The organism is Undibacter mobilis (assembly GCF_003367195.1).
Taxonomy (GTDB): Bacteria; Pseudomonadota; Alphaproteobacteria; order Rhizobiales; family Xanthobacteraceae; genus Pseudolabrys; species Pseudolabrys mobilis.
On sequence record NZ_QRGO01000001.1, the window covers coordinates 591,186 to 615,219 of the forward strand.

Here is a 24,034-nt window from a genome sequence, read left to right on the forward strand (position 1 = left end):
GCCGATATCCTTACGCGTAGCCTGGCGCGAGGCGGAACGTTCCGTCCTTCGCGCTGCTGGCGTCGGACATCACCACGTCCTGGCCCGGATAGCCGTTATGCTCCGTGGGCGTGAATGTATATTCCCCGAAGTAGCCCGGATACTTCTTCACGCTGTTCCAGTATTTGATGATGTCCTCGTGGGACGCGGCGCCCTCCTGGAAAGCCTTCGCGACAAGATTGATGGCGTCGTAACCGCCGGCGACCCACCACAGCAGGGTGTCCTTGAGATCGACCTTGCTCTTGAGCTTCGCGACGAACTCCTCGCTGCGCGGCGGCAGCTTGCCGGCAGCATCGTAGCTGCAACTCCGGTAACCGACCGCGTAGACCTTTTCCCAGTTGGCGGGCTTTTCGATCAGCGCCTTGATCTCGCCTGACGACATGGACGGATGGCCGACGAAAGCCACGTCCCAGCCCATATTGGCGCGCGTATTGAAAAGGCGTGCATCCATGCCGGTCGACGTGCTCCAGACGACGATGGCTTCCGCGCCGGCGTTCTTGGCGCGCAACAGGTCCGGCGTCATGTCCGGCTGCGTGGCGTCGATATTGGCCTGATAGACCACGTCGGCGCCGTCCTTCTTGAGCCCGGCGACCGATGCATTGAGGGCGGCGACCCCGTAGCCTGTGGTGTCGCCGATAACGGCGACCTTCTTGGCTTTAAGAATCTGCAGGGTATAGCGCCGGACGGCGTCGTCCCACTGCGTATTGGACGGCGACAGCCGGAAAGCGTTCGGGAACTTCTTTTCGTCTATCAAGCTGTCGATCACGCAAGGATGAATGTTCGGCATCTTGGCGCGCGACATGATCGGGGTGATCGCCAGCGACTCGCCGGAATTCGTCGGACCCCAGACGGCATCAACCTTCAACTGGCTAATCATCTCCTGCGTGGCATTGACGGCCTTGGTCGGGTCCCCTTGCGTGTCGCGGGTGATGATTTCGATCTTGCGGCCCTTGACGCCACCGGCGGCATTGATCGTCTCGGTGGCGAACTTGACGCCACGGTCGAAGCCGATGGCGGGCGCCGAGCTTGGACCGGTCAAGGCGGCCAGCCAGCCGATGCGGATCGGACCGGACTGCGCAACGGCCGGGCTGGCAAGCCCGAAAGCGGCGGCGCCGGCGGCGGCCGCCGTTCCCTTCGTGAAATCGCGGCGAGTAATCCTCATGACTTCCTCCCTATGTTTTTGTATTTAGTGCTTCTTCGTCGCCGCCGGCTCAAGACATCAGGTCCTGAGCCGTTCGACGTAATCCATATTGAACGTGAACCCCCATCCCGGTCGTTCCGGAACGATCGCATCGCCGTTCTCGAATTCAAGCTGCTCGCGATACAGCTCGGAAAACCACGGCATGTATTCCAGATAGATGGCGTTCGAGAGCCCGCCCAGCACCTGGATGCTGGTCTCGGGGAACAGATGGCTCGACACCGGCACGTCATGGCTTTCGGCCATGTGTCCCACGCGCATGAATTCGCTGACGCCGCCGGCACGCTGTAGATCCGGCATCAGAATGTCCGCAGAACGCAATTCCAGCATGCGGCGAAATCCGTAACGCGTGTATTCGGTTTCACCACTGGCGATCGGCGTATCGAGCGCGGCCGAGACGCGCGCCAGACCGTCGAGGTCCCACGCCGGCAGGGGCTCCTCGAACCATGTCAGATCGAACTCTTCGAGCAACCGGCCGAGTCTTATCGCCTGGTTTTCGTTCAGTTGCTGGTTGGCGTCCACCATCAGGCGGATTTTGGGACCAATCGCCTTGCGCACGGCGCGCACGCGCGCCGCATCGGTCACCGGATCTGCGGCACCAATCCGCATCTTCATCGCCTTGAAGCCCGCCGACATGAAACTCTCGGCTTCGGCCGTGAGTTCATCGATCGTGCTCGTTAGCCATAGCCCGCCGCTATGATAGGCCGGCACCCTCGCCTGCGCGCCGCCGAGAAGGCGATAGAGCGGCAGATTGACGGTCTTGCCCAGCGCATCCCAGAGAGCGCCGTCGAGCGCCGAGATGCCGACAACCGGCACGCCCTTATGACCGAGGAAATTTATGTCCTTCCAGGCCCGCGCCCAGAACTCCGCGATGTGTCCGGCGTCGCGGCCGATCAGAAGATCGGCAAGCTCGTCGATCATCTGGCATAGAACTTTCGTACGCCGATTATTCAGCGTGAAGACCAAGTTTTCGCCGATCACTCCGGTGTCGCCGTGAACAAAGATCAGGATGCAGCCAAAGGAATGGATCTGCCCGAACGCTGTGCCGATCGGCTTCTTCAGCTTGACAACGACCGGGGTCGTCTCGACGCGAGCGATCTTCATCGGCGCACCTGACCGGATGTCGCCGCGGCGGACGAGTACTGCGCCACCAGATCGAGATCGGGATCGCAGCCGAGTCCCGGTCCCTGCGGCACTTGCACTTTGCCGTTTTTTGCCGTCACCCAGGAACCGAAGGGGTTGCCTTCCATCTCAAGCCACAGCACCTCGACCAGCGGTCTGTCGATCAGCGCCGCCGTAATGTGTAGCGTCGCGATGAAGCCAGGGCCGAAATACGGACTGTGCGGAGCGACCTCAACGCCCTGCGACTGGCAATAATTGATGACACGCAGCATCTCGCCGATGCCACCGATCTTTGTCACGCTCGGCTGCGCGACATCGATCGCCCCGGCTTCGATCAGCGATTTGAAGCCGAATAGCCCGGCGACATTCTCGCCTGCAGAAATCGGGATGCCGCGCTCGCGCACCTGCGCCAGGCCATGGCAATCCTCCGGCGGCCAGACCGGTTCCTCCAGCCACATTAGGTCATCTTCGGCCAAGGCGTCGGCCATGTCGCGTGCCACCGGCACCGACCAAGCGCAATTCACGTCGAGCATGATGCGCGCGTTGGTGGCGCGCGCGGCCTCTTTCGAAGCGAGCACGGCTTCGCGCGTCGTCTCATGCAGCTTGATGTAACGGTAGCCACTGGCGCAGGCCGCGGCCGTGTTCCGGGCGACCAGCTCCTCGCGGTTACTGTAGGCCAGAAGGCTCGCATAGGCCTCAAGTTCGGTCCGCTGCCCACCGCCGAAGAGCTGATAGAGCGGCCTGCCGCAGCGCTTGCCGAGCAGATCCCACAGCGCGATCTCGATGCCGGAATAGGCAAAGACGAAGGGACCGTTGCGGCCGAGCAGATGCACGGCGTGCTGGATGCTTCGAGTCAGAGCGTTGATGTCGCTGGCGTCACGCCCGATCACGAGCGGACCGACGATGGTGTCCAGCGCCGCCTTGGTGGCGGGGATCGAGGCATGGCCGAAAGCCTCGCCCCAGCCGACGAGCCCGTCTTCGGTCGTCACCTTGACCAGCAGGATTTCGAGATGCGTCCAGGGCTTGCCGGCGAAAAGCGGCGGCGGGCCGCCCATGTCGCACGGCAGGGCGACAATGAAGCTCTCGACAGACGTGATCTTCACGGAACTAGCCATGATGTGTCGTTCGATCCCGCCCTGCTTGGCTTTTCTATCCTTGGGGTCCGGACGCTACCGTGGCGTTAGATAAGGTCAATTGACCAGAGCTTACATCTATATCAGTATTTCTTATGTCCTTGAGTTTCCGCCAGTTGCAGGTGGTGCGAGCCGTATGCCGGCATGGCTCGGTCATCGGCGCCGCGAGTGCGCTCGGGATTTCCCAGCCGGCGGTGAGCATGATGCTGCGCGACTGTTCACGCGCCGCCGGCTTTCCGCTTTTCCTGCGCAAGCAGGGACGCCTGCAGCCGACCATGGAAACGTCGGCGCTCATGACCGACCTCGATCGCATCTTCGACGGCGTCGAGCGCGTCGGCCGCATGCTCGAAGACATGAGGGATACCAAGGTCGGCTCGATCCACATCGCGGCGACGCCGACGCTGGCGGAAAACCTGCTGCCGGTGGCGGTGACCGCGTTCAAGCAGACCCGGCCGCACGTTCAGATCACGATACACACGATGGACAATATCAGCGTCGTCAACAGCGTCATTGACGAGCATGTCGATTTCGGGCTGGTGCTCTCGCCCTTGTCGCATTTCGATGCGCAGCTCTTCGAGCTGTGTTCCGCCGAACTCATCTGCGTCGTGCACCCCGACAATCCCCTGGCCGCGCGGTCGCAGGTCACGCCGAAAGATCTGGAGTCCTACCCCCTCATATCGTTCAGCCGCAGCCTGCCGCTCGGAGTACTGGTCGAAAAGACGTTCCGCGATGCCGGGGTAGCGCGCCGTATTACGCTCGAGGTCAACCAGTCGTCTGTCGCCTGTGCGCTCGCGCGAGCGGGCGCCGGTGTCGCCATTGTCGATCCGTTCTGGCTGATGGACAATCGCGATCACGGTCTCGTGCGACTCAAGGTACGGCCGCGGACGGAAGTGGTCGCCCAGGTTCTGGTGCCGAAGAATGCAACCTTGTCACGTCCGACACGCATCATGATCTCCGCGCTCCGCAAAGCCGCCAAGAGCGCCAAGGTGTGACCTGCGCCGCGCCAACGCCGCAAACGACGCTCTTTGCAGCGATATCGCTATGCGGCACCGCTCTGCACACAAGGTTACGGTTATGGCCTGCCAGTACCCTTGAGAAGATGTCCGTCGTCGTCGCCCCTTAGGACCTAACCCGCGGATCGCCGCAGCGTAGGGCACGCGTCAGCCGGTCGAAAAGCCTGCGCGATGGACAACGTTCCAGTCTTCCCGACCCCTCCGGAACATGAACGGTTACGACACGGCTCTCGCTCTTTAACCGCTTTGCGAGCGCGTATGCCGCTTCTTGGCCTGCAAAGCTCTCATCGTTATCCGCGACGATTGCGATGTGCGTAGCGTCAACGGATGACGGCGAACAGAACAGAGGTAAACGGGGTGTTGGTGCCCAGGGGCGGGATCGAACCACCGACACTGCGATTTTCAATCGCATGCTCTACCAACTGAGCTACCTGGGCCCACGCGCTTCCGGACGAGAGTTGGCAACGTCCGGAACCAGACTTGAGGGGCGTCGGGAAACAATCCGTTCGCGGCCGGTCAAGTCGAGCGCCGCGTTATAGAGGGACTGCCAGCCCCTGTCCAGAACCGTGGGTACGAAAATTCCTCTACGGTTTCAGGCCGATAGCCGCCCGAAAACGGTTCTTGAGGACAACGCCGTCGCGCTCGGGCAGCACCCGGGGCGCCTCCGCTGCGGAAATCGCCAGCCGGGCAAAAAGCGGCCCCGTCCCGGCCAGCGTTCTGACGCGCGCCACCAGCGCGGCCAGCCCCGCCTCGTCCCGGACATCCATCGCGGCGTCGAAGCCGCACCCCCGCGCCACCGCCACCAGATCGACGCCGCCGCCCTGGGTGTGGCTCGGCTGCATGCCGGTTTCGCCGTAATGGCCGTTGTCGAAAACCACGACCGCCAGATTGGCCGGCTTCTTGATGCCGATGGTGGCGAGCGAGCCCATGCCCATCAGCATCTCGCCGTCGCCGGTCACGACCAGCACGCGCCGCTCCGGCTGCGCCAGCGCAAGACCCAGCCCCACCATCGCCGCGCCACCCATGGCGCCCCAGAGATAGAAGTTGCGGTCGCTGTCGCCCGCCGCGGCGAGATCCCAGCAGGTCGAGCCGAGGCCGGGAATGGCGACGAGGTCCTCGCCGTGATCGGCGAGCAGCGCCGCCATGGCGGCGCGGCGATCGAGTCCGCCTGTCGGTTGCGCCGTCATTTGGTCCAGACCTTCTTGCCGATGAGTTGCTGCGACAGAATCAGCGCCGCGATGCGTTCGTCGCCGAACACATGCTGCACGGCGCGCTCGGCGAGGCCTTCGACTTCGTCCGGCTTCGTCGCGCGATAGATCTCGGCCTCGTTGAGCTTCATCACCGGCTCGACGATAGAGCCCATCGGCTGCTGCCACGGATTGAACTCTTCCCACTCGCCGCGCATGGTGATCATCATCAGCAGGGGAAAGCGACAGGTGCGCGCCAGCGACAGCATGTTGACGCAGTTGCCGACGCCGCTCGACTGCATCAGCAGCACCGCACGCTGGCCACCGAGCCAGGCGCCGGCGGCCAGCGCGATGCCCTCCTCCTCGGTCGACAGCACGACGTCGTGGATATCGGGATCGGCGCGAACGCGGTCGATCAGCCGCGCGTGGCCGGCGTCCGGCACATAGCCGACCTGCCGGATATCCGCGCGCTTGAGCGTGGCGTAAAGCTGTTCCGGCCAGTCGATCGCGGCGGCATTCATTCGTTGCGTTCCTCGATGCCGTCGGACGGGCGGGTGCCGTCCTCGTCTTCTTCCTCTTTCACCGGCACGGCATAGACGCCGGTGAGCCAGCGGTTGAGGTCGATATCGGCGCAGCGCTTGGAGCAGAACGGCTTGAAGGCGACATCGGTCGCCTCGCGGCAGATCGGGCAGCGCATGGTGGCGGTCTTTCGGATCGGCTTGTTCATGGGGTCGCTCGTGGGCCCAATATAGTCACTGCCGCTGCGCGTCGCGCGCCCGCAATTCGGTTTTCAGGATCTTGCCGTAATTGTTCTTCGGCAGGGCGTCGACAAAAACATAGTCCTTCGGCCGCTTGAAGCGGGCAATGCTGGAAAGACACAGCGCGTCGAGTTCCGCCGGCGGCGCCGCGCCGACCACATAGGCTACCACCGCCTCGCCCCATTCGGCGTCCGGCCGGCCGATCACCGAGACTTCGCGCACGGCGGGATGGGTGAGCAGCACTTCCTCGACCTCGCGCGGATAGATGTTGGAGCCACCGGAGATAATCAGATCCTTGGATCGGTCCTTCAGCGTCAGATAGCCGTCGGCATCGAAGGCGCCGACATCGCCGGTGTGCAGATAGCCGCCGCGCAGCGCGGCGGCGGTCGCCTCATCGTTGCGCCAGTAGCCTTTCATGACCACATCGCCGCCGACCAGGATTTCGCCGGTCTCTCCTGGCGGCAGCGGCCGGCCATCATCGTCCGCGACGACCACATCGACGCAGGCATAAGGGCGGCCAGCGGAGCCGAGGCGCTCGCGCCAGCGCGGATGATCACGATCGGCGATATCCTGCTTCGACAACGTGGTGATGGTCATGGGCGACTCGCCCTGCCCGTAAATCTGCGCCAGCTTCGGGCCGAAACGGTCGAGCGCCTTCAGACAATCCTCGACATACATCGGCGCGCCGCCCCAGACCAATGTGCGGATATTGGCGGCATGGCCATCGGCGGCGCTGTCAACGAGGCGCTTGATCATGGTCGGCGCGGCGAACATCGAGACGTTCGGCCAGCGCTCGAACAGCGCGAAGATTTCATCCGGCTCGAAAGCGCCGCTTTCCGGCACGACCTGCACGCCAAGCCGCGCAACATGTTGCATGATATAGAGACCGGAGCCGTGGCTCATCGGCGCGGCATGGAGAATGGCATCACCGGGCGACACGGGATCGACTTCCGAACCATATGCATGGCTCGCCCAGGCGATATTGCGATGAGTGAGCATGGCGCCTTTCGGCTTGCCCGTCGTACCCGAGGTGTAGAACAGCCAGGCCAGGTCGTCGCCCGCGCGCGACACGACATCGATGGCATCGGCCTCGAACAGCGCGTTGTACTCGGCGCTGCCGATGGCGATGAGGCGTTCCAGGGACTTGGGCGCATGCGGCGCAATCTCGGCGTCGAGGCCCTTGGAGGCAAAGCAGACGCGCGCGCCGGAATGCTCGAGAATGTAGCCGAGTTCGGCGCCATGCAGCTTGGCGTTGGCCGGCACAGCGGCAAGACCGGCGTGCCAGATGCCATAGAGCAGCACGAGAAAGTCCGGAGAATTCTTGGCAACGATGGCGACGCGGTCGCCGGGCTCAAGCTTGAGCTTGTTGCGGAGCGCGCCGGCGAGCCTTGCCGCGCGCAGCGCCAGTTCGCCATAGGTCATCGCCACGCGCGGGCCCAAAGCCGCGGCGGGCATATACGGATGCGACAGACCGGAGCGGGAAAGCCAGGAAGCGAGGTTCATGTCGTTCACCCGTCATGCCGGGCGCAAACGAAGTGAGCGAACCCGGAATCCAGAAACTTGCCCAGCGTTTGCGGCTGGATTCCGGGTTCGCGCACAGCACGTCGAAGACGCGCGTTAACGCGCTTTTGCGCGCGTCCCGGAATAACGGCACATGAATTAAGCCAACACCGTGTTCAGCCAGCCGAAGCGGATCGGATAACCTTCGCCGCCCAGCAACGCCATCGTCTCATAGAGTGGCAGGCCAACGACGTTCGAGTAAGAGCCCACCAGCTTGACGATGAACGTGCCGCCAATGCCCTGCGCGGCATAGCCGCCGGCCTTGCCGCGCCATTCGCCGCAGGCGAGATACGATTCGATGTCTTCCGAGGTCAGGCGTTTGAAGCGCACGCGCGTTTCGACCAGACGCTGGCGGAAACTCTCGCGCGGTGTCACCAGACAGATCGACGTATAGACGCGGTGATTACGGCCCGACAGCAGACGCAGGCACTGCTGCGCCTCATCGAGCAACTCCGCCTTCGGCAAAATGCGGCGGCCGACGGCGACGACCGTATCGGCGGCGAGGACGTACGCGCCGCGCAATTCGTCATCGAGGCGCACATTGTCGAGCGCGACTTGCGCCTTCTCCTTGGCCAGCCGGTTGGCGTAGGCGCGCGGGATTTCGCCGCGCTTCGGCGTCTCGTCGACGTCGGAGGGTTTCAGCGCATCGGGTTCGATGCCGGCCTGGTTGACAAGCGCCAGGCGGCGCGGCGAGCCGGAAGCGAGGACGAATTTCGGACGGCCGATCATGGGGTTAGAGATACCGTCTGGAAAATGAACAAAGCGTTCGAATGGCCGCGGAAACTAGCGGATGAAGGGTGGGAGTGCAAACTTGCCGCTTGTCCCTCCCCCTTCGGGGGAGGCATAAGAAAAAATCACTCATTCCCGCCACCATCCGCGCCGAAGCGTTTGCGGATCTGCGCCATCAACTGATCGCGCACCGCGCGATAGGCATCCAGCTTCTGTTCGCGCGAACCTTCGATGCCGGTCGGATCGACCGTCGGCCAGTATTCGACATTGACGGCCGCGGTACGCGTGAGATCCAGCGCCTTGTGATGCGCCGGCGGCGACAGCGTCACGATGAGATCAAAGTTCAGGCCTTCGAGGTCTTCAAGCTCCTCGAAGTCTATGGGCTTGTGCCGCGAAATATCGATGCCGAGTTCATCCATCACCGCCACGGCGAAGGGATCGAGATCGCCCTTCTGCACGCCGGCGGACTGCACATAGACCGTCTTGCCGTAAAGCTGCTTGAACAGGCCCTCGGCCATCGGCGAGCGCACGGCGTTGTAGCCGCACGAGAACAACACGGCTTGCGGCCGCGTGGGCGCCATTACCCGTCATTCCGGCGCGCGCGTGAAACGCACGAACCCGGAATCCATCCGCTGGATTCCGGGTTCACGGGCCTACGCCCGCACCCCGGAATGACAATGATCTGGAAAAGGACGCAACGCATCGGCGTCACCCCTTCCAGTGCAACACGCAGATCAGCGTGAACAGGCGGCGCGCGGTGTCCATGTCCACCGTCACCTTGTCCTTCAGCCGCTCGATCAGGATGCGCGAGCCTTCGTTGTGAATGCCGCGCCGGCCCATGTCGATCGCCTCGATCTTGTCCGGCGTCGCCGTACGGATCGCCTGATAGTAACTGTCGCAGATCATGTAGTAGTCCTTCACGATCCGGCGCAAAGGCGACAGCGAAAACAGATGCGCGACCACCGGCGTGCCGTCCTCGAGGCGAATGTCGAAGACCAGACGATTGTCATTGATGCTGAGACTGAGCGTGTAGGGGCCGCCCTCGTGCTCGACCGGCTTGAAATGATTCTGTTCGAGCAGATCATAAATGGCGATGGCGCGCTCGTGCTCGACGTCCGGGTTGGCGCGGCCGATCGAGGCCTCATCCAGCGTGACGCCCACCAGGCGTTGCTTCATCGCCGCGGGCTTGGCCTTGTCGGTCATGTCAGCTCCCGGGCAGGTTCAGTCTGATCGCCACCGAGCGCGCATGAGCATCCAGCCCCTCCGCCTTGCCGAGCGCAATGGCGGCGGGCCCGAGCGCGCGCAACTGGTCAGGGCCGCACTTCAGCAAAGACGTGCGCTTCATGAAATCGAGCACGCCGAGGCCCGACGAGAACCGCGCCGAGCGCGCCGTCGGGAGCACGTGGTTGGAGCCGGCAACATAATCGCCGATGGCTTCCGGCGTATGCGCGCCGATGAAGATGGCGCCGGCATTGCGGATCGCCGAGACGAAACGTTCAGGATCTTCCGCCGCGATCTCGAGATGCTCGGGCGCCAGACGATCGACGAGCGGAATGGCATCGTCCAGCTTGCCAACCATGATGACGGCGCCGAAGTCACGCCACGACTGGCTGGCGGTTGAGGCGCGCGGCAAGGTCTTGAGCTGCGACTCGACGGCCTTCTCGACCGACGCGGCGAGCGCAGCGTCGTCGGTGATGAGGATCGACTGCGCGCTGACATCATGCTCGGCCTGCGCCAGCAGATCAGCGGCGATCCAGTCCGGGTTGCCGGTTTTGTCGGCAATAATCAGCACTTCGGACGGGCCGGCGATCATGTCGATGCCGACCTGACCGAACACGACACGCTTGGCGGCGGCGACATAGGCGTTGCCCGGGCCGACGATCTTCGCCACCGGCTTGATGGTCTTTGTGCCGTAAGCAAGCGCGGCCACCGCCTGCGCGCCGCCGATGCGGTAGATCTCATCGACGCCGGCGATCTTCGCTGCCGCCAGCACCAGCGGCGACAATTTGCCGTCCGGAGTCGGCACCACCATCACAAGACGTTCGCAGCCGGCGACCTTGGCCGGCACGGCGTTCATCAGCACCGACGACGGATAGGCGGCGGTGCCGCCGGGCACGTAAAGACCGACGGCCTCGATCGCGGTCCAGCGCGTGCCGAGCTCGACGCCGAGCGCGTCGGTGAAGCAATCGTCCTTCGGCTTCTGGCGCAGGTGATAGGCCTCGATACGGTCGCGCGCCAGTTTGAGCGCGGCGAGCGCCTCCGGGTCGCATAGGGCCATCGCAGCGTCTATTTCGGCATCGCCGACACGAAGGCCGAACGTCGACAGATCGACACGGTCGAATTTGGCGGTCAGCGCGATGAGCGCCTCGTCGCCGCGGGCCTGCACGTCGGCGATGATGCCGCGCACGGCGGTCTCGACATCGGCCGAGGCTTCGCGCTTGGCGCCGAGGAAGGCGCGGAAGCGCTCGTTGAAATCGGCGTCGCGGGCGTCAAGGCGCAGGGGCATGGGGTCATCCGGCCGGAAGGCAAGGCTTCAGTAAAGACCCAAGGTCAATGGCGTGCAGGGGCCGATCCGTCAACCGGGCCGGCGCCGGGCGTCAGTCCTTGGCCTCGACGGCATGGACCGGGCGGCCGGTGCAGTTCCAGACCGGGCCGAGATCGACCAGCTCGGCCTCCAGGCATTCGACCTCAAGCCGCATCGCGGCGTCGCCGGAGAAGATGAGGGTCACGGCGCCCGACGGCGCCTCGGTTTCGCTGAACTCGACCGTCAGCAGGTTGAGAACGCCGTCCTTGGCGGCCGGATCGACGCCGCGGCACTTGAAGGACTGCACGCGCTCGAAGCGCAGGGCCGAACGGCGGCGGCAGGTCTGCGGCTTGTCGGCAACGGCCTGTTCCCAGTCGAAGCGGTTGAGCCCGATCACCAGGCGCTTGGCCTGCGGCTGCCAGATGACGTCGGCAACCTTGATCACCGCGTCCTGCAGGTGGGTCGACACGACTTCGAGGTCCTCTTCGTCGAGGACGGTGAATTTCAATGGCTGGGCTACCCGATCCATGGCGGTCGCTCCCCTTGCTCACAAGCTAGGCAGCGGCGGTGCATGCCGCAAGATCACCTTTCGCCCGCAATTGACGCCGATCAACGCTGCGGACGGCCTCGGGTTCTAGTTTGCCGCCGAACCGGTTTCGGGAGGCTTATCATGCAGAACGCGCTCCGGACCAAGATCAGGGCGCTGCTCGACGGCCACCGCATCATGACCGTGGCAACGCTGCGGCCGGACGGCTGGCCACAGGCGACCACCGTCGGCTACGTCAATGACGGCGACAGGCTCTATTTCCTCTGCGGACTCGGCAGCCAGAAGGCCGCCAACATCGCCCGGGACAATCGCGTCTCTGCGACCATCGACCGCGATACCGACGACCTGATGGGGATCACCGGGCTATCGATGGCGGCGCATGCCATCCGCGTCGCCGACCGTACAGAGGCCGCGCGGGTCCTGAGCCTGCTGCCGGCGAAGTATCCGCCCGACACCAGGGTGCCGTTCGCCATGCCAACACCGGACGAAGTCGCCATCTTCCGCCTCGAGCCGACGGTGATCTCAGTGCTGGATTACACGAAAGGCTTCGGCCACACCGATCTGGTGAAGCTGTAAATCTCATCGTCATTCCAAGGCGTTTATGCGCGGCGTCCGGAATGACGTGGCATAATCATCCGCTGATGCGCTCGATCCTGGCGCCGCAGCGGCCGAGCTTTTCTTCGAGTTTCTCGAAGCCGCGGTCGAGATGGTAGACGCGGTTGACGATGGTCTCGCCTTCGGCGGCGAGCGCGGCGATCACCAGCGATACCGAGGCGCGCAGATCGGTCGCCATCACCGGCGCGCCCTTCAGCTTCTTGACGCCCTCGATGGTCGCCCGCATGCCGTCGAGCTGGATGCGGGCACCGAGGCGCGCCAGTTCCTGCACATGCATGAAGCGGTTTTCGAAGATGGTTTCGGTGATGTGCGAGGTGCCTTCGGCCCGCGTCATCAGCGCCATCAGCTGCGCCTGCAGATCGGTCGGAAAGCCCGGGAATGGCGCGGTCGTCACGTCCACCGGCTTGATGCCGGCGCCGTTGCGGGTGATGCGGATGCCTTCATTGGTCGTCGTCACGGTGGCGCCGGACTGCGCGATGACGTCAAGCGCCGCCTGCAACAGTTCCGGCCGCGCATTCTGCAGCAGCACGTCGCCGCCGGTCATGGCCACAGCCATGGCATAGGTGCCGGTCTCGATGCGGTCGGGCAGCACGGTGTGGCGCGCGCCGTTGAGCCGGGCCACGCCCTCGACGACCAGACGCGACGTGCCGATGCCGGACACCTTGGCGCCCATCTTGTTGAGGCAATCGGCGACGTCGCCGACTTCCGGCTCCTGCGCCGCGTTGTCGATCACCGTGGTGCCGCGCGCGAGCACGGCGGCCATCAGCGCCGTATGCGTGCCGCTCACCGTCACCTTGGGAAACTTGATTTCGCCGCCGCGCAGGCCGTTCGGAGCGCGGGCGATGACATAGCCGCCTTCGATCTCGATCTCGGCGCCGAGTTTCTCGAGCGCCATGATCAGCAGATCGACCGGCCGCGTGCCGATGGCGCAGCCGCCCGGCATCGACACCTTGGCGATGCCCATGCGGGCCACCAACGGCGCGATGACCCAGAAGCTGGCGCGCATGGTCGACACCAACTCGTACGGCGCGGTGGTGTCGGCGATGGTCGCGGCGGAGAGTTCGATGGTGCGGCCGGCATTGGCGTCGGCGCCGGCACGCTTGCCGGCGATCATGACGTCGACGCCGTGATTGCCGAGGATGCGCTGCAACTGGATGACGTCGGCAAGCCGCGGCACGTTCTCGAGGACGAGCTTGTCCTCGGTCAGCAGGCTGGCGATCATCAGCGGCAAGGTGGCGTTCTTGGCGCCGGAAATCGGAATGGTGCCGTTCAGCTTTTCACCGCCGACAATACGAATTCGGTCCATCGTCGCCCCGTTTCCCAGCCCGCAGGCCCTACGGCTTCCGTCAAAAGCCGGCTCACGTCAAAAGAATGCGTGGCTGGATATAGGGGCGATCTAGACCGCCCGCCCGACCGCCGCAAAGCCAAATTTGGCCGAGGGTTACCGCCCCCCGGCCGCCAGCCCTCATGGCCCGGCAATAAGGCGAAAGTCCGGTTCCGGTTCCGCCCGGCCGGGGTCCGCTAGCCGTTGTCCTCCGATTCGCCGGCGCCTTTGTCCCTGGCGCCGCCCTGGCTCTTGGCTCGTTCCTGGGCTTTGCGGCGCTTGAGATTTTCCCGCAACGCAGCCGCCAGCCGCGCCTCGCGCGCGGCATTCTGGGCATTCTTGGCCGATTTCGGCGGATCGTCAGGGCCGGTCATGGGCAGGTATGTATCGGGCCCGGTTCGACTTTCGCAAGTTCACGTTATCTTCAGGCCTTGTGCCCAAGTTGCCTTGCGTTTAAAGGGGCGCCTGTGGCAGTTTCCGCCGCGTTCGCGAACCGGGCCTTCGGCCCTTCGTGTCCCTTCAGCTGCCGTAGCTCAGTGGTAGAGCACGTCATTGGTAATGACGAGGTCGAGTGTTCAATCCACTCCGGCAGCACCATCCTTCAGCCTGATCCTTAGCCAGCCTTGCCGTCTAGCCGCTCAATGCCCGCCGCCAGCCGCGGCGGCCAAAGGACGCGCGTGACCCGCGTCATCAGCGCCGGATAGCGGCGTTCGAGCCACGCAAAGCCGATCTGCTGCATGAAGGCGGCGGCAACCAGCAGCGTCAGGAACCAGGTCAGGAAGTGGTAGCGCGCGGTGGCCACGTAAAACAGTGCCACTGCATGCTGAGCCAGCGCCGCGCCGCCAACCAGCCGCAGCCACGGATCGAAGCGACGGCCACGCACCACGACATAAACGAGCATCGCGACGCCGGCGGCGTTGAGCGGCACTGTCCAGTATGATTCGGCCGGCCCGGACAGCCAGTTCGGAATCTGCATCATCGCGCGATGCGTCAAGCCCCCGCTGAAGTCGAGCGTCAAGACTTCGCGCAACGCGCCGATCCATGCCGATGGCGGCATGACCAATACCAGCGGATGGCCGGCATTGTCGCTGAACAGCACGAAGCGGCCGCCGAACACCCAGTTGTGCCAGGCCATCGAGAACACCGGCAGGAAGCCGATGCACATGCCGGCGAGACGCGACCATTGCCGCCAATACAAAGCGGCAAGCCCGGCGCCGCCGAGAAGCACCGCCGCGGCCGGCGCCACCAGAGGCTTCATGCCGATGCCGAGCGCAATCAGCAGCGCGCCGAAAAAGGCCGGCCAGAAGCGGTTGTCCGGGCCTGATCGTCGCGGGCCAAGAAGCGGCAGCAGCCCGGCCATGAACAGAATGTAGCAGGCGGGATCGGCAAAGCCGCGCGCCGCCCATTTCGAGTAGTCGATGAAGCTGGTGCCGAAAATGGTGCCGATCGGAATCAAGAAAAGGATGGCAAACGCCAGAGGCCATGGCGACGGCAGAAAGCGCCGGAACAACGCGAGCACAATGAACGACAGCACCAGAACGAGCGATAGATACCCGAGATAAGTATCGCCGAACACGATGTGTTCGAGCGCGCGGAAATAGCGCAGCGCCGGTCCACCGTAATAGAAAATACTCTCGCCACCTTCGAGGAAGCCGCGCCAGTGTCCCGCCAGCATCGCCTGCAGCATGTCGCGGCCGACGCTGTCGTAGAACATGCCGTCGTCGCCGCCGTCGAAGGGACGCACGCCGCCAAGGAAACTCGCATCGTCGATGGCGATCACGGCAATCGCCAGCGCGAGCAGAAGCAGCGGCGCGGTTGCGCGGCACGGCCGCAGCCGGATCAGCAACAGCACGATCTCGGCGATGGCGGCGAATTTGATCAGCGGCTGCAGCCATTGCTTGAGCCGCACGCCAAGCGGCCCTTCAAGGTGCATCGTTAGCGTGTCCGGTTTGATGCCGACACCGACGACGCGGCGGCCGGCATCGTCGGGCACGATGGTGCGGCAACCTTTTGCGGCTTCGGGCGCGAAGCGTTCACCCGCGCCTTCCCACAGCACATCGCCGGTCCAGCACAATTGTCCGCCGACATAAGCGGCCGGCAGCCGGATCATCGTGAACCACGGCATAGTGAGATGCCAGCGATCATAGCCTTTCCAGGCCCGGCCATCGCGGCGCGCGCGCTGCACATCGCTCACGGGGTACCAGTTGAAGCGCATCTCGTTGATGAAACCGAGCCGGTGCCAGATCGGATCGGCGACATCGAAGCGCGTCACCGCGCGCGACAGATCGGACGTGTGAAAGATGCCATCCGCAGAAAAGGCATAGACGCGATCGGGCATGACGCCCGCGCGCCAGCAGCCCGACGCCGCCGGATCGCAGCGCTTGTCAGGCGGATATTGCTTGTCGAACGCGCCTGCCATGTGGCGATAGACATCGGCTGGCAGATCGCGCTCCAACACGCCGCCGGGCAGGAAGACATTGAAGCCTTCGTCGATGCGCGGCGGTGCCAGCGCCACCTGCGCGCCGATGGCCACGGCGACAACCGCAGCGGCGGCACCCCAGCGTCTGGGGTCGACGCGAACGGTCCCGGTGAAGATGGCAACCGCGGCCAGCGCCAAAGCCGCATAGATCGCGACGTCATTGATCGGCAGGCCGGCCACGGCGACTGCAAGCGCAAACACGGCAAGCTTCACCCCGGTCCGGGAGGTCTGCGACTCGGCTTCGGGGCTTATGTCCTGCATGGCGCTGCCATAGCATCACGGCGCCGCCACCGCCACTTGCCGGCTGCGGTTAACCGGCTTTAAAAGCTCGGTAAATCGCCGCGGGGCGAAACATTGTCGGGGCCGAAAAGCCCGTGCTAGAAGCCGCTTCATGTCGGTCATTCTGTCGCAAAATAAAGAGAGAGAAATCGCGTTCTTCGACAGCCACGGGGCGTCGAAGGCCTATGACGTTTTCACGCCCGACACCAACGAGCGCATTATCGACATCGTGGCGCGGCTCGGCGGGTTTACGCCCGGCGCCCGGATCGCCGACCTCGGCTGCGGCTCGGGGGTGTTCACCGGCCTGCTCAACCGCCGCGGCTTTGCCTGCACCGGCGTCGATCTCAGCCCCAAGCTGATCCGCATCGCGCGTGAGGCGCATCCCGGCATCGACTTCCAGGAAGGCGACATCGAGCGGCTGCCCTTTGCCGATGACAGCTTTGACGGTGTACTGCTGGCCGGCGTGCTCCACCATCTGCCCGAATTGTCGAAATGCGCCGCCGAGATCAAACGAATTCTGCGGCCGGGCGGCCGTTTCGTCGCCTTCGATCCGAACCGCATGAATCCGGCGATGTATCTTTATCGCGACCGGTCTTCGCCGCTTTATTCCTCGGTCGGCGTTACCGAGAACGAGCGCCCGGTGATCGCGCGCAATCTGACCGAGGCGTTTACCGCCGCCGGCTTCAAGACCGGCACCGAATTTCATTCCGGCATGAAGTATCGCTATCTCGCCTCCGGCGCGCTGCGCTGGCTGCTGCCGGCCTACAATCTCGCCGATAGCGTGTTGTTCGCACCCGCATTCATGGCGCCCTGGCGCTCCTTCGTCTTCACCTACGGCCAAAAGCCGAAGGCGGCGCCGTGATCCGGCAACATCCGATCAGACTTGGCATTGTCGGCGTGAATTACGGACGCACCGTGCTGATGCCCGCGTTCCGCGCCGATGCGCGCTGCGAGGTCGCAGCGTTCGCCGGCAGCAACGAGGCGCGCGCCGCCGACCATGCCCGTGCCGCGAATGTGCCGAAAGCCTATGGCGACTGGCGCGCGCTCATCGCGGACACCGACATCGACGCGGTGGCCATCGCCACCGTGCCCAGTCTGCAGACCGAGATCGCGCTGGCGGCCTTGAGCGCCGGCAAGCCGGTGTTCGCCGAGAAACCGATGGCCTCGACGCTCGACGAGGCGCGCGCCATGTTCGAGGCCGCGACGGCAAGCGGCCTGCCGACCGGCATCGATTTCAATTTCCATCAGATCATGGCCTGGCAGCGCGCCAAGGCGATGCTGGACGACGGCGCCATCGGCAAGCTGCGCCACGTCACCGTGCACTGGCATGTCGAGAACTATTCGATCCAGAACCGCATGCGGAACTGGAAGACCTTGCGCGACGATGGCGGCGGCGTGCTCGGCAACTTCATCTCGCATTGCTTCCACTATCTCGAATGGTTCGCCGGCCCCCTCGCCGGTTTGCAAGCCCGCGTCGGCGGCCTGCCGGGCAACAACGAACTCGACACCACGGTGGCGATGGCGCTGCAATACGCCAGCGGGCCGCTCGCCAGCCTGAGCATGAGCTGTGCCTCGTTTCGCGGCACCGGCCATCGCATCGAGTTCTATGGCGAGGACGGCACCTTGGTGCTGGACAACCGCACCGCCGATTACATGCGCGGCTTCGTTCTGAGCCATGCCAAGCGGCCGGGCGACCTGACGCCAGTCCCGGTCGAGGACCCGGCCGACGCCGGCCAGAGCGACGGCCGGGTCGCCCCAGCGTCGCGGCTGGCGGCCAAGTTCATCGATGCCATCGCCGGCAAGCCCCGCTATAAGCCCAACGCCGCGCCCGATTTCGCGGCCGGCTTCCGCGTGCAGCAACTGATCGACGCCGCCCAGCGCTCAAACCGCGACGGGCGGTTCGTCGACGTGGCACCGGACGAGATGAAATAAGGACAAGGATAGAGAATGAGCGCGCGCAAGGTTCTGGTCACCGGCGGTTCGGGCTTCATCGGCTCGGGTCTGGTCAAGGCGCTGGTGAAATCCGGCGCGCAGGTGCGCGTGCTCGACGACAATTCGCGCGGCCGGCCGCGCCGCCTGCACCGCGTCGAGGAAGAGATCGAGTTCATCGGCGGCGATATCCGCGACGCCGACACCGTCGCCAAGGCGACGGCCGGCATGGACGAGGTGCATCACCTCGCCTTCGTCAACGGCACCGAATTCTTCTATTCGCAGCCCGACCTCGTACTCGACGTCGGCGTGCGCGGCATGATCAATGTCATCGACGCATGCCGGAAGCACAGTGTCGGCAATCTCATTCTCGCATCGTCGTCGGAGGTCTATCAGACGCCGCCGACGATTCCGACCGACGAGACTGCGCCCTTGTCGGTGCCGGACGTGCTGAACCCGCGCTATTCCTACGGCGGCGGCAAGCTGATCAGCGAACTGATGGCGATCAATTACGGCCGCAAGTATTTCGAGCGCGTGCTGATCTTCCGCCCGCACAATGTCTACGGCCCCGACATGGGCTTCGAGCACGTCGTGCCGCAATTCGCGCTGCGCCTGAAGAAACTCGCCGACGCCCAGCCGCAGGGCAAGATCCGCTTCGAGATCCAGGGCACCGGCAGCGAGACGCGCTCATTCTGCTACGTCGACGACCTCGTCGCCGGCGTCATGGTGATGCGCGACAAGGGCGAGCATCTCGGCATCTATCACGTCGGCACCACGGAAGAGCTGTCAATCGCCGACGTCGCGCGCATGGTCGCTGCGGAAGCCGGCCGCGAGATCGAGATCGTGCCGGGCCAGTTGCAGGCAGGCGGCACGCCGCGGCGCTGCCCAGATATTTCCAAGCTCGGCGCTCTCGGCTACAAGCCCGCCGTGCCGCTCCGCGAGGGCCTCAAGCCGACGCTGGACTGGTACTGGAAGAACGCCGATCTGGCGCCGAAGAATTAAACTCTCAGTCATTCCGGGGCGCGGCCGCAAGGCCGCGAGCCCGGAATCCATAACCCGCAGCGCTGCGGAGTATGGATTCCGGGCCTGGCCTAAGCAGGCCGTCCCGGAATGACGTCGTAAACAATGGAGACTCACTTGGTAGGCCCCACCAAAATCGCGCGCGGCGCTGGCACCGGCGCCAGCGTTCCGGTCGAGCAGTGCCAGATCTGCGGCTCCGAGAAGCTCGATTACGTGCTGTCGCTCGGCTACATGCCGCCGGTGAACCAGATGGTGCCGATCGGCCAGGTGCCGCGGCAGCAGCCGTGGTTTCCGACCGACCTCCTGCACTGCCGGCAGTGCGACCTGGTGCAGCTCGGCCTCGCCGTCGATCCGGTCATCATCTTCCCGCCGGAATATCCCTACACCTCGGGCACGACCAAGCTGCTGCGCGACAACTTCGCCGACCTGCAGCGCGAAAGCGCGGCGATGCTCGGGCTCACCGACAAGGACCTCGTCGTCGATATCGGCTCGAACGACGGCACGCTGATCTCGAACTTCCAGAAAGCCGGCAACCGCATCCTCGGCATCGAACCGACCGACGTCGGCGACATCGCCAATTCGCGCGGCATCCCGACCATCAAGCGCTATTTCGGCAAGGCCGCGGCGCAGGAAGTCGTCGCCTCGCACGGCAAGGCCAAAGTCATCACCGCGGCGAACTGCTTCGCCCATATCGAGGACGTCCATGCGATCGTCGAAGGCATTCTCGAAATGCTGGCCGACGACGGCGTGTTCATTTCGGAATCGCACTATCTCATTCCGCTGCTCGACACGCTGCAATACGACACCGTCTATCACGAGCACCTGCGCTATTATTCGCTGACCAGCCTCAAGTATCTGCTGGAAATGCACGGGCTCGAAGTGTTCCACGCGAGGCCGATCCCGAGCCATGGCGGCTCGATCCGTGTCTATGCCGGCCGCAAGGGCAAACGCCCGGTCCAGGACAGCGTCGCCAAGATGCTCGCCGCCGAGCCGAAGGGCGACGCGATGGCGAAACGCCTCAAGCAGTTCAAGCACGACGTGCTGCTGACCAAGCTGCGCCTGCTATCGATGCTGCGCGACCTGAAGGAACAGAACGCCCGCGTCGTCGGCATCAGCGCGCCGTCGCGCGCCTCGACCTTGTTCAACTATGTCGGCCTCGACGACGGCATCATCGACTATGTCTGCGAAATCCAGGGCTCGCTGAAGATCGGCAAATGCATGCCCGGCACGTCGATCCCGGTCGTCGATGAAAGCCGTCTGTTCGAAGACCAGCCGGAAGCGGCGGTCATCTTCTCCTGGCACATTGCCGACGAACTGGCGCCGAAGCTTCGCGCCAAGGGCTACAAGGGCAAGCTGATCTCGCCGCTGCCCGAGCCGCGGTATCTGTAGGCCACCCGGTCATTCCGGGGCGCGCTGACAGTGCGAACCCGGAATCCAGATTTTTGCTCCGGCCTTGCTATCAGTCCGGATTCCGGGTTCGCTTGCTGCGCACGCGCCCCGGAATGACGGAGATCGGCATGGGCGAATATCCCAAGATCAAATCGCGCCGCGAGATCGACATCTCGCCCTGGATGAAGGTGATCGAGCGCGAGGTCGAGTTTCGCGCCGGCGCCAAGCCCGAACTGTACCACGCTGTCGGCCAGCAGGATTACATCGCCATCGTTGCGCTGACGCCCGACGGCCGCATTCCCATCGTCCAGCAATATCGCCCCGCTTTGGAGCGCAAGACCTGGGAACTGCCGGCCGGCATGACCGAACCGGGCGAAGACCCGGCCAAAACCTGCGAGCGCGAATTGCTTGAGGAGACCGGCTATCCGGCCAAGGCCGTGCATGCGCTGGGCACATTCTCGCCATGCACCGCACGGCTGTCGAACAGGGTGCACTCGTTTTTCGTCGAAACCGGCATACGCCCGCCGGGACAGTCGATCGAAGCCGGCATCGAGGTCAATCTGGTCAGCCCCGGAGAGCTGGGCGCCATGATCTATTCGGGCGAATTCACGCTGCAACTGCACATCGGCGCGCTGATGCTGGCGGGGATGCGGGGTTATCTCGACCTGTCGTCATTTTCCGGCCCGTGAGCGAAACCAGCCGGACGTTTGACCTCGGTCAATACCGCCAGACTGGAATTGGACGAATCTCGCCTCGACAACCTACCTGGAAGCCCTCTAAAAAGGGCCGACCGCTCGCGGCGAGAGAGTAGAAATTCTATGGATTACAACGCCTTCTTCGTGTCCGCCCTGGATCAGTTGCGCCACGAACGCCGCTACCGCGTCTTTGCCGATCTCGAACGCATCGCCGGCCGCTTTCCGCACGCCTACTGGCACGCACCCGAAGGCAAGCGCGAGGTCGTGATCTGGTGCTCGAACGACTATCTCGGCATGGCCCAGCATCCGCAGGTCATCGGCGCCATGGTCGACGTCGCGGCGCGCATGGGCACCGGCGCCGGCGGCACCCGCAACATTGCCGGCACCAACCATCCGCTGGTCGAGCTGGAGCGCGAGCTCGCCGACCTGCACGGCAAGGAAGCCGCCCTCGTTTTCACCTCGGGCTATGTCTCGAACCAGACCGGCATACCGACCATCGCCAAGCTGCTGCCGAACTGCCTGATCCTGTCGGATGCGCTGAATCACAACTCGATGATCGAGGGCGTGCGTCAATCCGGCTGCGATAAAGTCATCTGGCGCCACAACGACCTCGGCCATCTCGAGGAACTGCTCAAGGCCGCCGATCCTGATCGCCCGAAGATCATCCTGTTCGAAAGCCTCTATTCGATGGACGGCGACGTCGCGCCGCTGCATGCGATCTGCGATCTCGCCGACAAATATAACGCGATGACCTATGTCGACGAGGTTCACGCCGTCGGCATGTACGGCCCGCGCGGTGGCGGCGTCACCGAGCGCGACAAGGCCGCGCATCGCATCAACGTTATCGAAGGCACACTGGCCAAGGCGTTCGGCTGCCTCGGCGGCTACATTGCCGGCTCCGCCGCCATGATCGACGCCGTGCGCTCCTATGCGCCGGGCTTTATCTTCACCACCGCGCTGCCCCCGGCGATCTGCGCCGCCGCAACCGCGGCGATCCGCCACCTCAAGACGTCGCAGTGGGAGCGTGACCGCCATCAGGACCGCGCCGCGCGCGTCAAGGCGGTGCTCACCGCCGCCGGGCTGCCGGTGATGCCGTCGGATACGCACATCGTGCCGGTGCTGGTCGCCGATCCTGAGAAGGTCAAGATCGCGACCGACATGCTGCTTGAGGATCACGGCATCTATATCCAGCCGATCAACTATCCGACCGTGCCGCGCGGCCTTGAGCGCCTGCGCATTACGCCGTCGCCCTATCACGACGACGTCCTGATCGACCGCCTCGCCGAGGCGCTGGTCGATGTCTGGGAGCGGCTGCAACTGCCGAAGAATCGCCAGGCGCTGGCGGCGGAGTAAGTCTCTTTTTCCTTTCCCCTTAGGGGGAGGGATGACAATCAATCGTCGCTCGAATCGGCCGACCGCTTGACGGGCGGGCCCTTGTCGCTGCCGCCGGCGCGCAGCCGCACAAGGAAAGGCATCGCCCCCATCACGAAGAAAATGCGCACCAGATGGTGCGTGCCGACATAGACCGGGTCGAAGCCGAGCGCGAGCGCCAGCAGCAGCATGGCGTCGGCCGCGCCGGGCGCATAAGCGATCATGACCTCGGCGGCCGGAATATCGAGCAGGCCCAGCAGCAGCCCGGCAAATCCTGCGGTCACCACCACGGCGACCACGAAAACGCCGAACGCCGCCCCGGTATATTGCAGCAACAGGCGCAGCGGCGTGTTGGCGAAGCGGGAGCCGGTCACCGCGCCGAAAGCGATCATCACCGTATAGGACAGCCACCACGGCATAACGACGCGCAGCGTGTCGGTGCCATGCAGCACCGCCGACGTCACCATGGCGCCGAACAAGAGGCCGCCTGGAAAATTGATGCGAAAGGCAATGACCGCCGCCGCGGTCGACACCGCCACCAGAATCGCCAGTTCGCCGATCTGCGACGGATCGAAGGCGGCGCGCGCCGGCGCGGCAACCCGGTCGACAAGACCCAGCCCGGCGAACAAGGCCGGCAGGCCGACAGCGAGAATGATGATGCGGGCGGTCTGCACGATGGCGATGGCGCGCACATCGGCCTTGTATTCGATCGCCAGCGCCATCACCTGCGACATCCCTCCCGGCACGGAACCGAGATAGGCCGTGAGCTTGTCCCAGCCATGGACCCATCGCAGATACACCGTGCCGGCGACACTGATGGCGACGGTGGCGGCAAGCAGCACGGCCACGCTGAGCGGATAGGTGGCAAGGCCGCGCAATGTTTCGGGCGTCACCACGGCGCCGAGCGAGATGCCGATCAAAACGATCAGCACCCGCATCATCGTTGTCGGCACGCGCATCGGCCGCCCGGCGAGCGCGGCAATAGCGACAACGATGATCGAACCGGACAGATAGCCGGCCGGCATGCCGAGCAGGCCGAAGGTCAGGCCGCCGATGGCGGCAAACATCATCGTTTCCGCAATGTTGCGGAACAACGTCATCCGGTCGGGTTTCGGCGAGGCAG

The 24,034-nt window shown here is 64.4% G+C and carries 24 protein-coding genes and 2 tRNA genes; 9 read left to right on the plus strand and 17 right to left on the minus strand.

The genetic code is table 11. The features are described 5' to 3' along the window. Nucleotides 1–10 precede the first annotated feature (10 nt). The 3 genes from DXH78_RS02780 to DXH78_RS02790 are packed head-to-tail and all read right to left on the minus strand — an operon-like array spanning nt 11 to nt 3,462. The gene (locus tag DXH78_RS02780) at nt 11–1,201 is read right to left on the minus strand and encodes an ABC transporter substrate-binding protein (RefSeq protein ID WP_115515627.1); all 1,191 of its coding nucleotides are present in this window, start codon (nt 1,199–1,201) and stop codon (nt 11–13) included. A gap of 57 nt (nt 1,202–1,258) precedes the next feature. Then, nucleotides 1,259–2,341, minus strand: a complete 1,083-nt coding sequence (locus DXH78_RS02785) for a mandelate racemase/muconate lactonizing enzyme family protein (RefSeq protein WP_115515628.1) — start codon at nt 2,339–2,341, stop codon at nt 1,259–1,261. Further along, nucleotides 2,338–3,462, minus strand: a complete 1,125-nt coding sequence (locus DXH78_RS02790; protein ID WP_168192687.1) for a mandelate racemase/muconate lactonizing enzyme family protein — start codon at nt 3,460–3,462, stop codon at nt 2,338–2,340. The genes DXH78_RS02785 and DXH78_RS02790 overlap by 4 nt, the downstream gene beginning before the upstream one ends. A 125-nt stretch (nt 3,463–3,587) precedes the next feature. On the opposite strand from DXH78_RS02790, the gene DXH78_RS02795 reads away from it, so the two are divergent. Beyond that, on the plus strand, nt 3,588–4,484 hold the full coding sequence (locus DXH78_RS02795; RefSeq protein ID WP_115515630.1) for a LysR family transcriptional regulator: 897 nt from the start codon (nt 3,588–3,590) through the stop codon (nt 4,482–4,484). 382 nt (nt 4,485–4,866) lie between these two features. Here DXH78_RS02795 and DXH78_RS02800 read toward each other — a convergent pair. The 10 genes from DXH78_RS02800 to DXH78_RS02845 all read right to left on the minus strand — a co-directional run bounded on the left by DXH78_RS02800 (nt 4,867) and on the right by DXH78_RS02845 (nt 11,792). Then, a tRNA-Phe gene (locus DXH78_RS02800) sits at nt 4,867–4,942 on the minus strand. A gap of 147 nt (nt 4,943–5,089) precedes the next feature. Beyond that, complete coding sequence (locus tag DXH78_RS02805) at nt 5,090–5,692, minus strand: thiamine pyrophosphate-dependent enzyme (RefSeq protein ID WP_115515631.1); 603 nt, start codon at nt 5,690–5,692, stop codon at nt 5,090–5,092. Then, a complete protein-coding gene (locus DXH78_RS02810) occupies nt 5,689–6,213 on the minus strand; it encodes a thiamine pyrophosphate-binding protein (protein ID WP_115515632.1) in 525 nt (174 codons plus the stop codon). Before DXH78_RS02810 ends, DXH78_RS02805 begins: the two co-directional genes overlap by 4 nt. After that, nucleotides 6,210–6,419, minus strand: a complete 210-nt coding sequence (locus DXH78_RS02815; protein WP_210209499.1) for a DNA gyrase inhibitor YacG — start codon at nt 6,417–6,419, stop codon at nt 6,210–6,212. Before DXH78_RS02815 ends, DXH78_RS02810 begins: the two co-directional genes overlap by 4 nt. Nucleotides 6,420–6,444: 25 nt before the next feature. Continuing rightward, nucleotides 6,445–7,953, minus strand: coding sequence for an AMP-binding protein (locus DXH78_RS02820; protein ID WP_115517691.1), 1,509 nt, complete (start codon nt 7,951–7,953; stop codon nt 6,445–6,447). Nucleotides 7,954–8,109: 156 nt separating this feature from the next. Beyond that, entirely contained in the window at nt 8,110–8,739 is a 630-nt protein-coding gene (locus tag DXH78_RS02825; protein ID WP_115515633.1) for a Maf-like protein, read from the minus strand. 125 nt (nt 8,740–8,864) lie between these two features. Continuing rightward, nucleotides 8,865–9,320 (minus strand): arsenate reductase ArsC, encoded by a 456-nt coding sequence (locus tag DXH78_RS02830; protein WP_115515634.1) that lies wholly within the window; start codon nt 9,318–9,320, stop codon nt 8,865–8,867. Nucleotides 9,321–9,447: 127 nt separating this feature from the next. Continuing rightward, the gene (locus DXH78_RS02835; protein WP_115515635.1) at nt 9,448–9,942 is read right to left on the minus strand and encodes a UPF0262 family protein; all 495 of its coding nucleotides are present in this window, start codon (nt 9,940–9,942) and stop codon (nt 9,448–9,450) included. Between the two features lies 1 nt (nt 9,943). Then, nucleotides 9,944–11,245, minus strand: a complete 1,302-nt coding sequence (gene hisD / locus DXH78_RS02840; RefSeq protein ID WP_115515636.1) for a histidinol dehydrogenase — start codon at nt 11,243–11,245, stop codon at nt 9,944–9,946. Between the two features lie 91 nt (nt 11,246–11,336). Then, nucleotides 11,337–11,792, minus strand: coding sequence for a DUF2948 family protein (locus tag DXH78_RS02845; protein ID WP_115515637.1), 456 nt, complete (start codon nt 11,790–11,792; stop codon nt 11,337–11,339). Between the two features lie 141 nt (nt 11,793–11,933). Between DXH78_RS02845 and DXH78_RS02850 the strand changes: the two genes are divergently transcribed. Beyond that, complete coding sequence (locus tag DXH78_RS02850) at nt 11,934–12,386, plus strand: pyridoxamine 5'-phosphate oxidase family protein (RefSeq protein WP_115515638.1); 453 nt, start codon at nt 11,934–11,936, stop codon at nt 12,384–12,386. 55 nt (nt 12,387–12,441) lie between these two features. Here DXH78_RS02850 and murA read toward each other — a convergent pair whose 3' ends face one another. Together murA and DXH78_RS19760 are read right to left on the minus strand one after the other, a co-directional pair. Then, a complete protein-coding gene (murA, locus tag DXH78_RS02855; RefSeq protein ID WP_115515639.1) occupies nt 12,442–13,731 on the minus strand; it encodes a UDP-N-acetylglucosamine 1-carboxyvinyltransferase in 1,290 nt (429 codons plus the stop codon). Between the two features lie 215 nt (nt 13,732–13,946). Beyond that, nucleotides 13,947–14,123, minus strand: a complete 177-nt coding sequence (locus DXH78_RS19760; RefSeq protein WP_168192688.1) for a hypothetical protein — start codon at nt 14,121–14,123, stop codon at nt 13,947–13,949. Nucleotides 14,124–14,271: 148 nt separating this feature from the next. On the opposite strand from DXH78_RS19760, the gene DXH78_RS02860 reads away from it, so the two are divergent. Continuing rightward, nucleotides 14,272–14,346, plus strand: a tRNA-Thr gene (locus tag DXH78_RS02860). A 16-nt stretch (nt 14,347–14,362) separates the two neighbouring features. Here DXH78_RS02860 and DXH78_RS02865 read toward each other — a convergent pair. Further along, a complete protein-coding gene (locus DXH78_RS02865) occupies nt 14,363–16,489 on the minus strand; it encodes a hypothetical protein (protein ID WP_115515640.1) in 2,127 nt (708 codons plus the stop codon). A gap of 130 nt (nt 16,490–16,619) precedes the next feature. Here DXH78_RS02865 and DXH78_RS02870 point away from each other — a divergent pair, with 130 nt between their 5' ends. The 6 genes from DXH78_RS02870 to hemA all read left to right on the plus strand — a co-directional run bounded on the left by DXH78_RS02870 (nt 16,620) and on the right by hemA (nt 22,893). Further along, nucleotides 16,620–17,369, plus strand: a complete 750-nt coding sequence (locus DXH78_RS02870; RefSeq protein ID WP_115515641.1) for a class I SAM-dependent methyltransferase — start codon at nt 16,620–16,622, stop codon at nt 17,367–17,369. Next, entirely contained in the window at nt 17,366–18,439 is a 1,074-nt protein-coding gene (locus DXH78_RS02875) for a Gfo/Idh/MocA family protein (RefSeq protein WP_115515642.1), read from the plus strand. Before DXH78_RS02870 ends, DXH78_RS02875 begins: the two co-directional genes overlap by 4 nt. Nucleotides 18,440–18,454: 15 nt before the next feature. Then, nucleotides 18,455–19,438 (plus strand): NAD-dependent epimerase/dehydratase family protein, encoded by a 984-nt coding sequence (locus tag DXH78_RS02880; RefSeq protein WP_115515643.1) that lies wholly within the window; start codon nt 18,455–18,457, stop codon nt 19,436–19,438. Between the two features lie 135 nt (nt 19,439–19,573). Further along, nucleotides 19,574–20,845, plus strand: coding sequence for a class I SAM-dependent methyltransferase (locus tag DXH78_RS02885; RefSeq protein WP_210209500.1), 1,272 nt, complete (start codon nt 19,574–19,576; stop codon nt 20,843–20,845). A 113-nt stretch (nt 20,846–20,958) separates the two neighbouring features. Then, nucleotides 20,959–21,534, plus strand: coding sequence for an NUDIX hydrolase (locus tag DXH78_RS02890; protein ID WP_115515645.1), 576 nt, complete (start codon nt 20,959–20,961; stop codon nt 21,532–21,534). A 129-nt stretch (nt 21,535–21,663) separates the two neighbouring features. Further along, nucleotides 21,664–22,893, plus strand: coding sequence for a 5-aminolevulinate synthase (gene hemA / locus DXH78_RS02895; RefSeq protein WP_115515646.1), 1,230 nt, complete (start codon nt 21,664–21,666; stop codon nt 22,891–22,893). Nucleotides 22,894–22,931: 38 nt separating this feature from the next. Here hemA and DXH78_RS02900 read toward each other — a convergent pair whose 3' ends face one another. Continuing rightward, nucleotides 22,932–24,011, minus strand: a complete 1,080-nt coding sequence (locus tag DXH78_RS02900; RefSeq protein ID WP_115515647.1) for an AbrB family transcriptional regulator — start codon at nt 24,009–24,011, stop codon at nt 22,932–22,934. Nucleotides 24,012–24,034 lie beyond the last annotated feature (23 nt).

Bases quoted from the DNA above. Each gene is read 5' to 3' on its own strand.
- DXH78_RS02785 (WP_115515628.1), bottom strand. From the start codon at position 2,341: ATGAAGATCGCTCGCGTCGAGACGACCCCGGTCGTTGTCAAGCTGAAG.
- DXH78_RS02870 (WP_115515641.1), top strand. From the start codon at position 16,620: ATGTCGGTCATTCTGTCGCAAAATAAAGAGAGAGAAATCGCGTTCTTC.
- DXH78_RS02900 (WP_115515647.1), bottom strand. From the start codon at position 24,011: ATGACGTTGTTCCGCAACATTGCGGAAACGATGATGTTTGCCGCCATC.
- DXH78_RS02805 (WP_115515631.1), bottom strand. From the start codon at position 5,692: ATGACGGCGCAACCGACAGGCGGACTCGATCGCCGCGCCGCCATGGCG.
- DXH78_RS02825 (WP_115515633.1), bottom strand. From the start codon at position 8,739: ATGATCGGCCGTCCGAAATTCGTCCTCGCTTCCGGCTCGCCGCGCCGC.
- DXH78_RS02880 (WP_115515643.1), top strand. From the start codon at position 18,455: ATGAGCGCGCGCAAGGTTCTGGTCACCGGCGGTTCGGGCTTCATCGGC.
- DXH78_RS02865 (WP_115515640.1), bottom strand. From the start codon at position 16,489: ATGCAGGACATAAGCCCCGAAGCCGAGTCGCAGACCTCCCGGACCGGG.
- DXH78_RS02850 (WP_115515638.1), top strand. From the start codon at position 11,934: ATGCAGAACGCGCTCCGGACCAAGATCAGGGCGCTGCTCGACGGCCAC.
- hemA (WP_115515646.1), top strand. From the start codon at position 21,664: ATGGATTACAACGCCTTCTTCGTGTCCGCCCTGGATCAGTTGCGCCAC.
- DXH78_RS02810 (WP_115515632.1), bottom strand. From the start codon at position 6,213: ATGAATGCCGCCGCGATCGACTGGCCGGAACAGCTTTACGCCACGCTC.
- DXH78_RS02815 (WP_210209499.1), bottom strand. From the start codon at position 6,419: ATGAACAAGCCGATCCGAAAGACCGCCACCATGCGCTGCCCGATCTGC.
- DXH78_RS02830 (WP_115515634.1), bottom strand. From the start codon at position 9,320: ATGGCGCCCACGCGGCCGCAAGCCGTGTTGTTCTCGTGCGGCTACAAC.
- DXH78_RS02835 (WP_115515635.1), bottom strand. From the start codon at position 9,942: ATGACCGACAAGGCCAAGCCCGCGGCGATGAAGCAACGCCTGGTGGGC.
- DXH78_RS02845 (WP_115515637.1), bottom strand. From the start codon at position 11,792: ATGGATCGGGTAGCCCAGCCATTGAAATTCACCGTCCTCGACGAAGAG.
- DXH78_RS02780 (WP_115515627.1), bottom strand. From the start codon at position 1,201: ATGAGGATTACTCGCCGCGATTTCACGAAGGGAACGGCGGCCGCCGCC.
- DXH78_RS02795 (WP_115515630.1), top strand. From the start codon at position 3,588: ATGTCCTTGAGTTTCCGCCAGTTGCAGGTGGTGCGAGCCGTATGCCGG.
- hisD (WP_115515636.1), bottom strand. From the start codon at position 11,245: ATGCCCCTGCGCCTTGACGCCCGCGACGCCGATTTCAACGAGCGCTTC.
- murA (WP_115515639.1), bottom strand. From the start codon at position 13,731: ATGGACCGAATTCGTATTGTCGGCGGTGAAAAGCTGAACGGCACCATT.
- DXH78_RS02890 (WP_115515645.1), top strand. From the start codon at position 20,959: ATGACGGAGATCGGCATGGGCGAATATCCCAAGATCAAATCGCGCCGC.
- DXH78_RS19760 (WP_168192688.1), bottom strand. From the start codon at position 14,123: ATGACCGGCCCTGACGATCCGCCGAAATCGGCCAAGAATGCCCAGAAT.
- DXH78_RS02820 (WP_115517691.1), bottom strand. From the start codon at position 7,953: ATGAACCTCGCTTCCTGGCTTTCCCGCTCCGGTCTGTCGCATCCGTAT.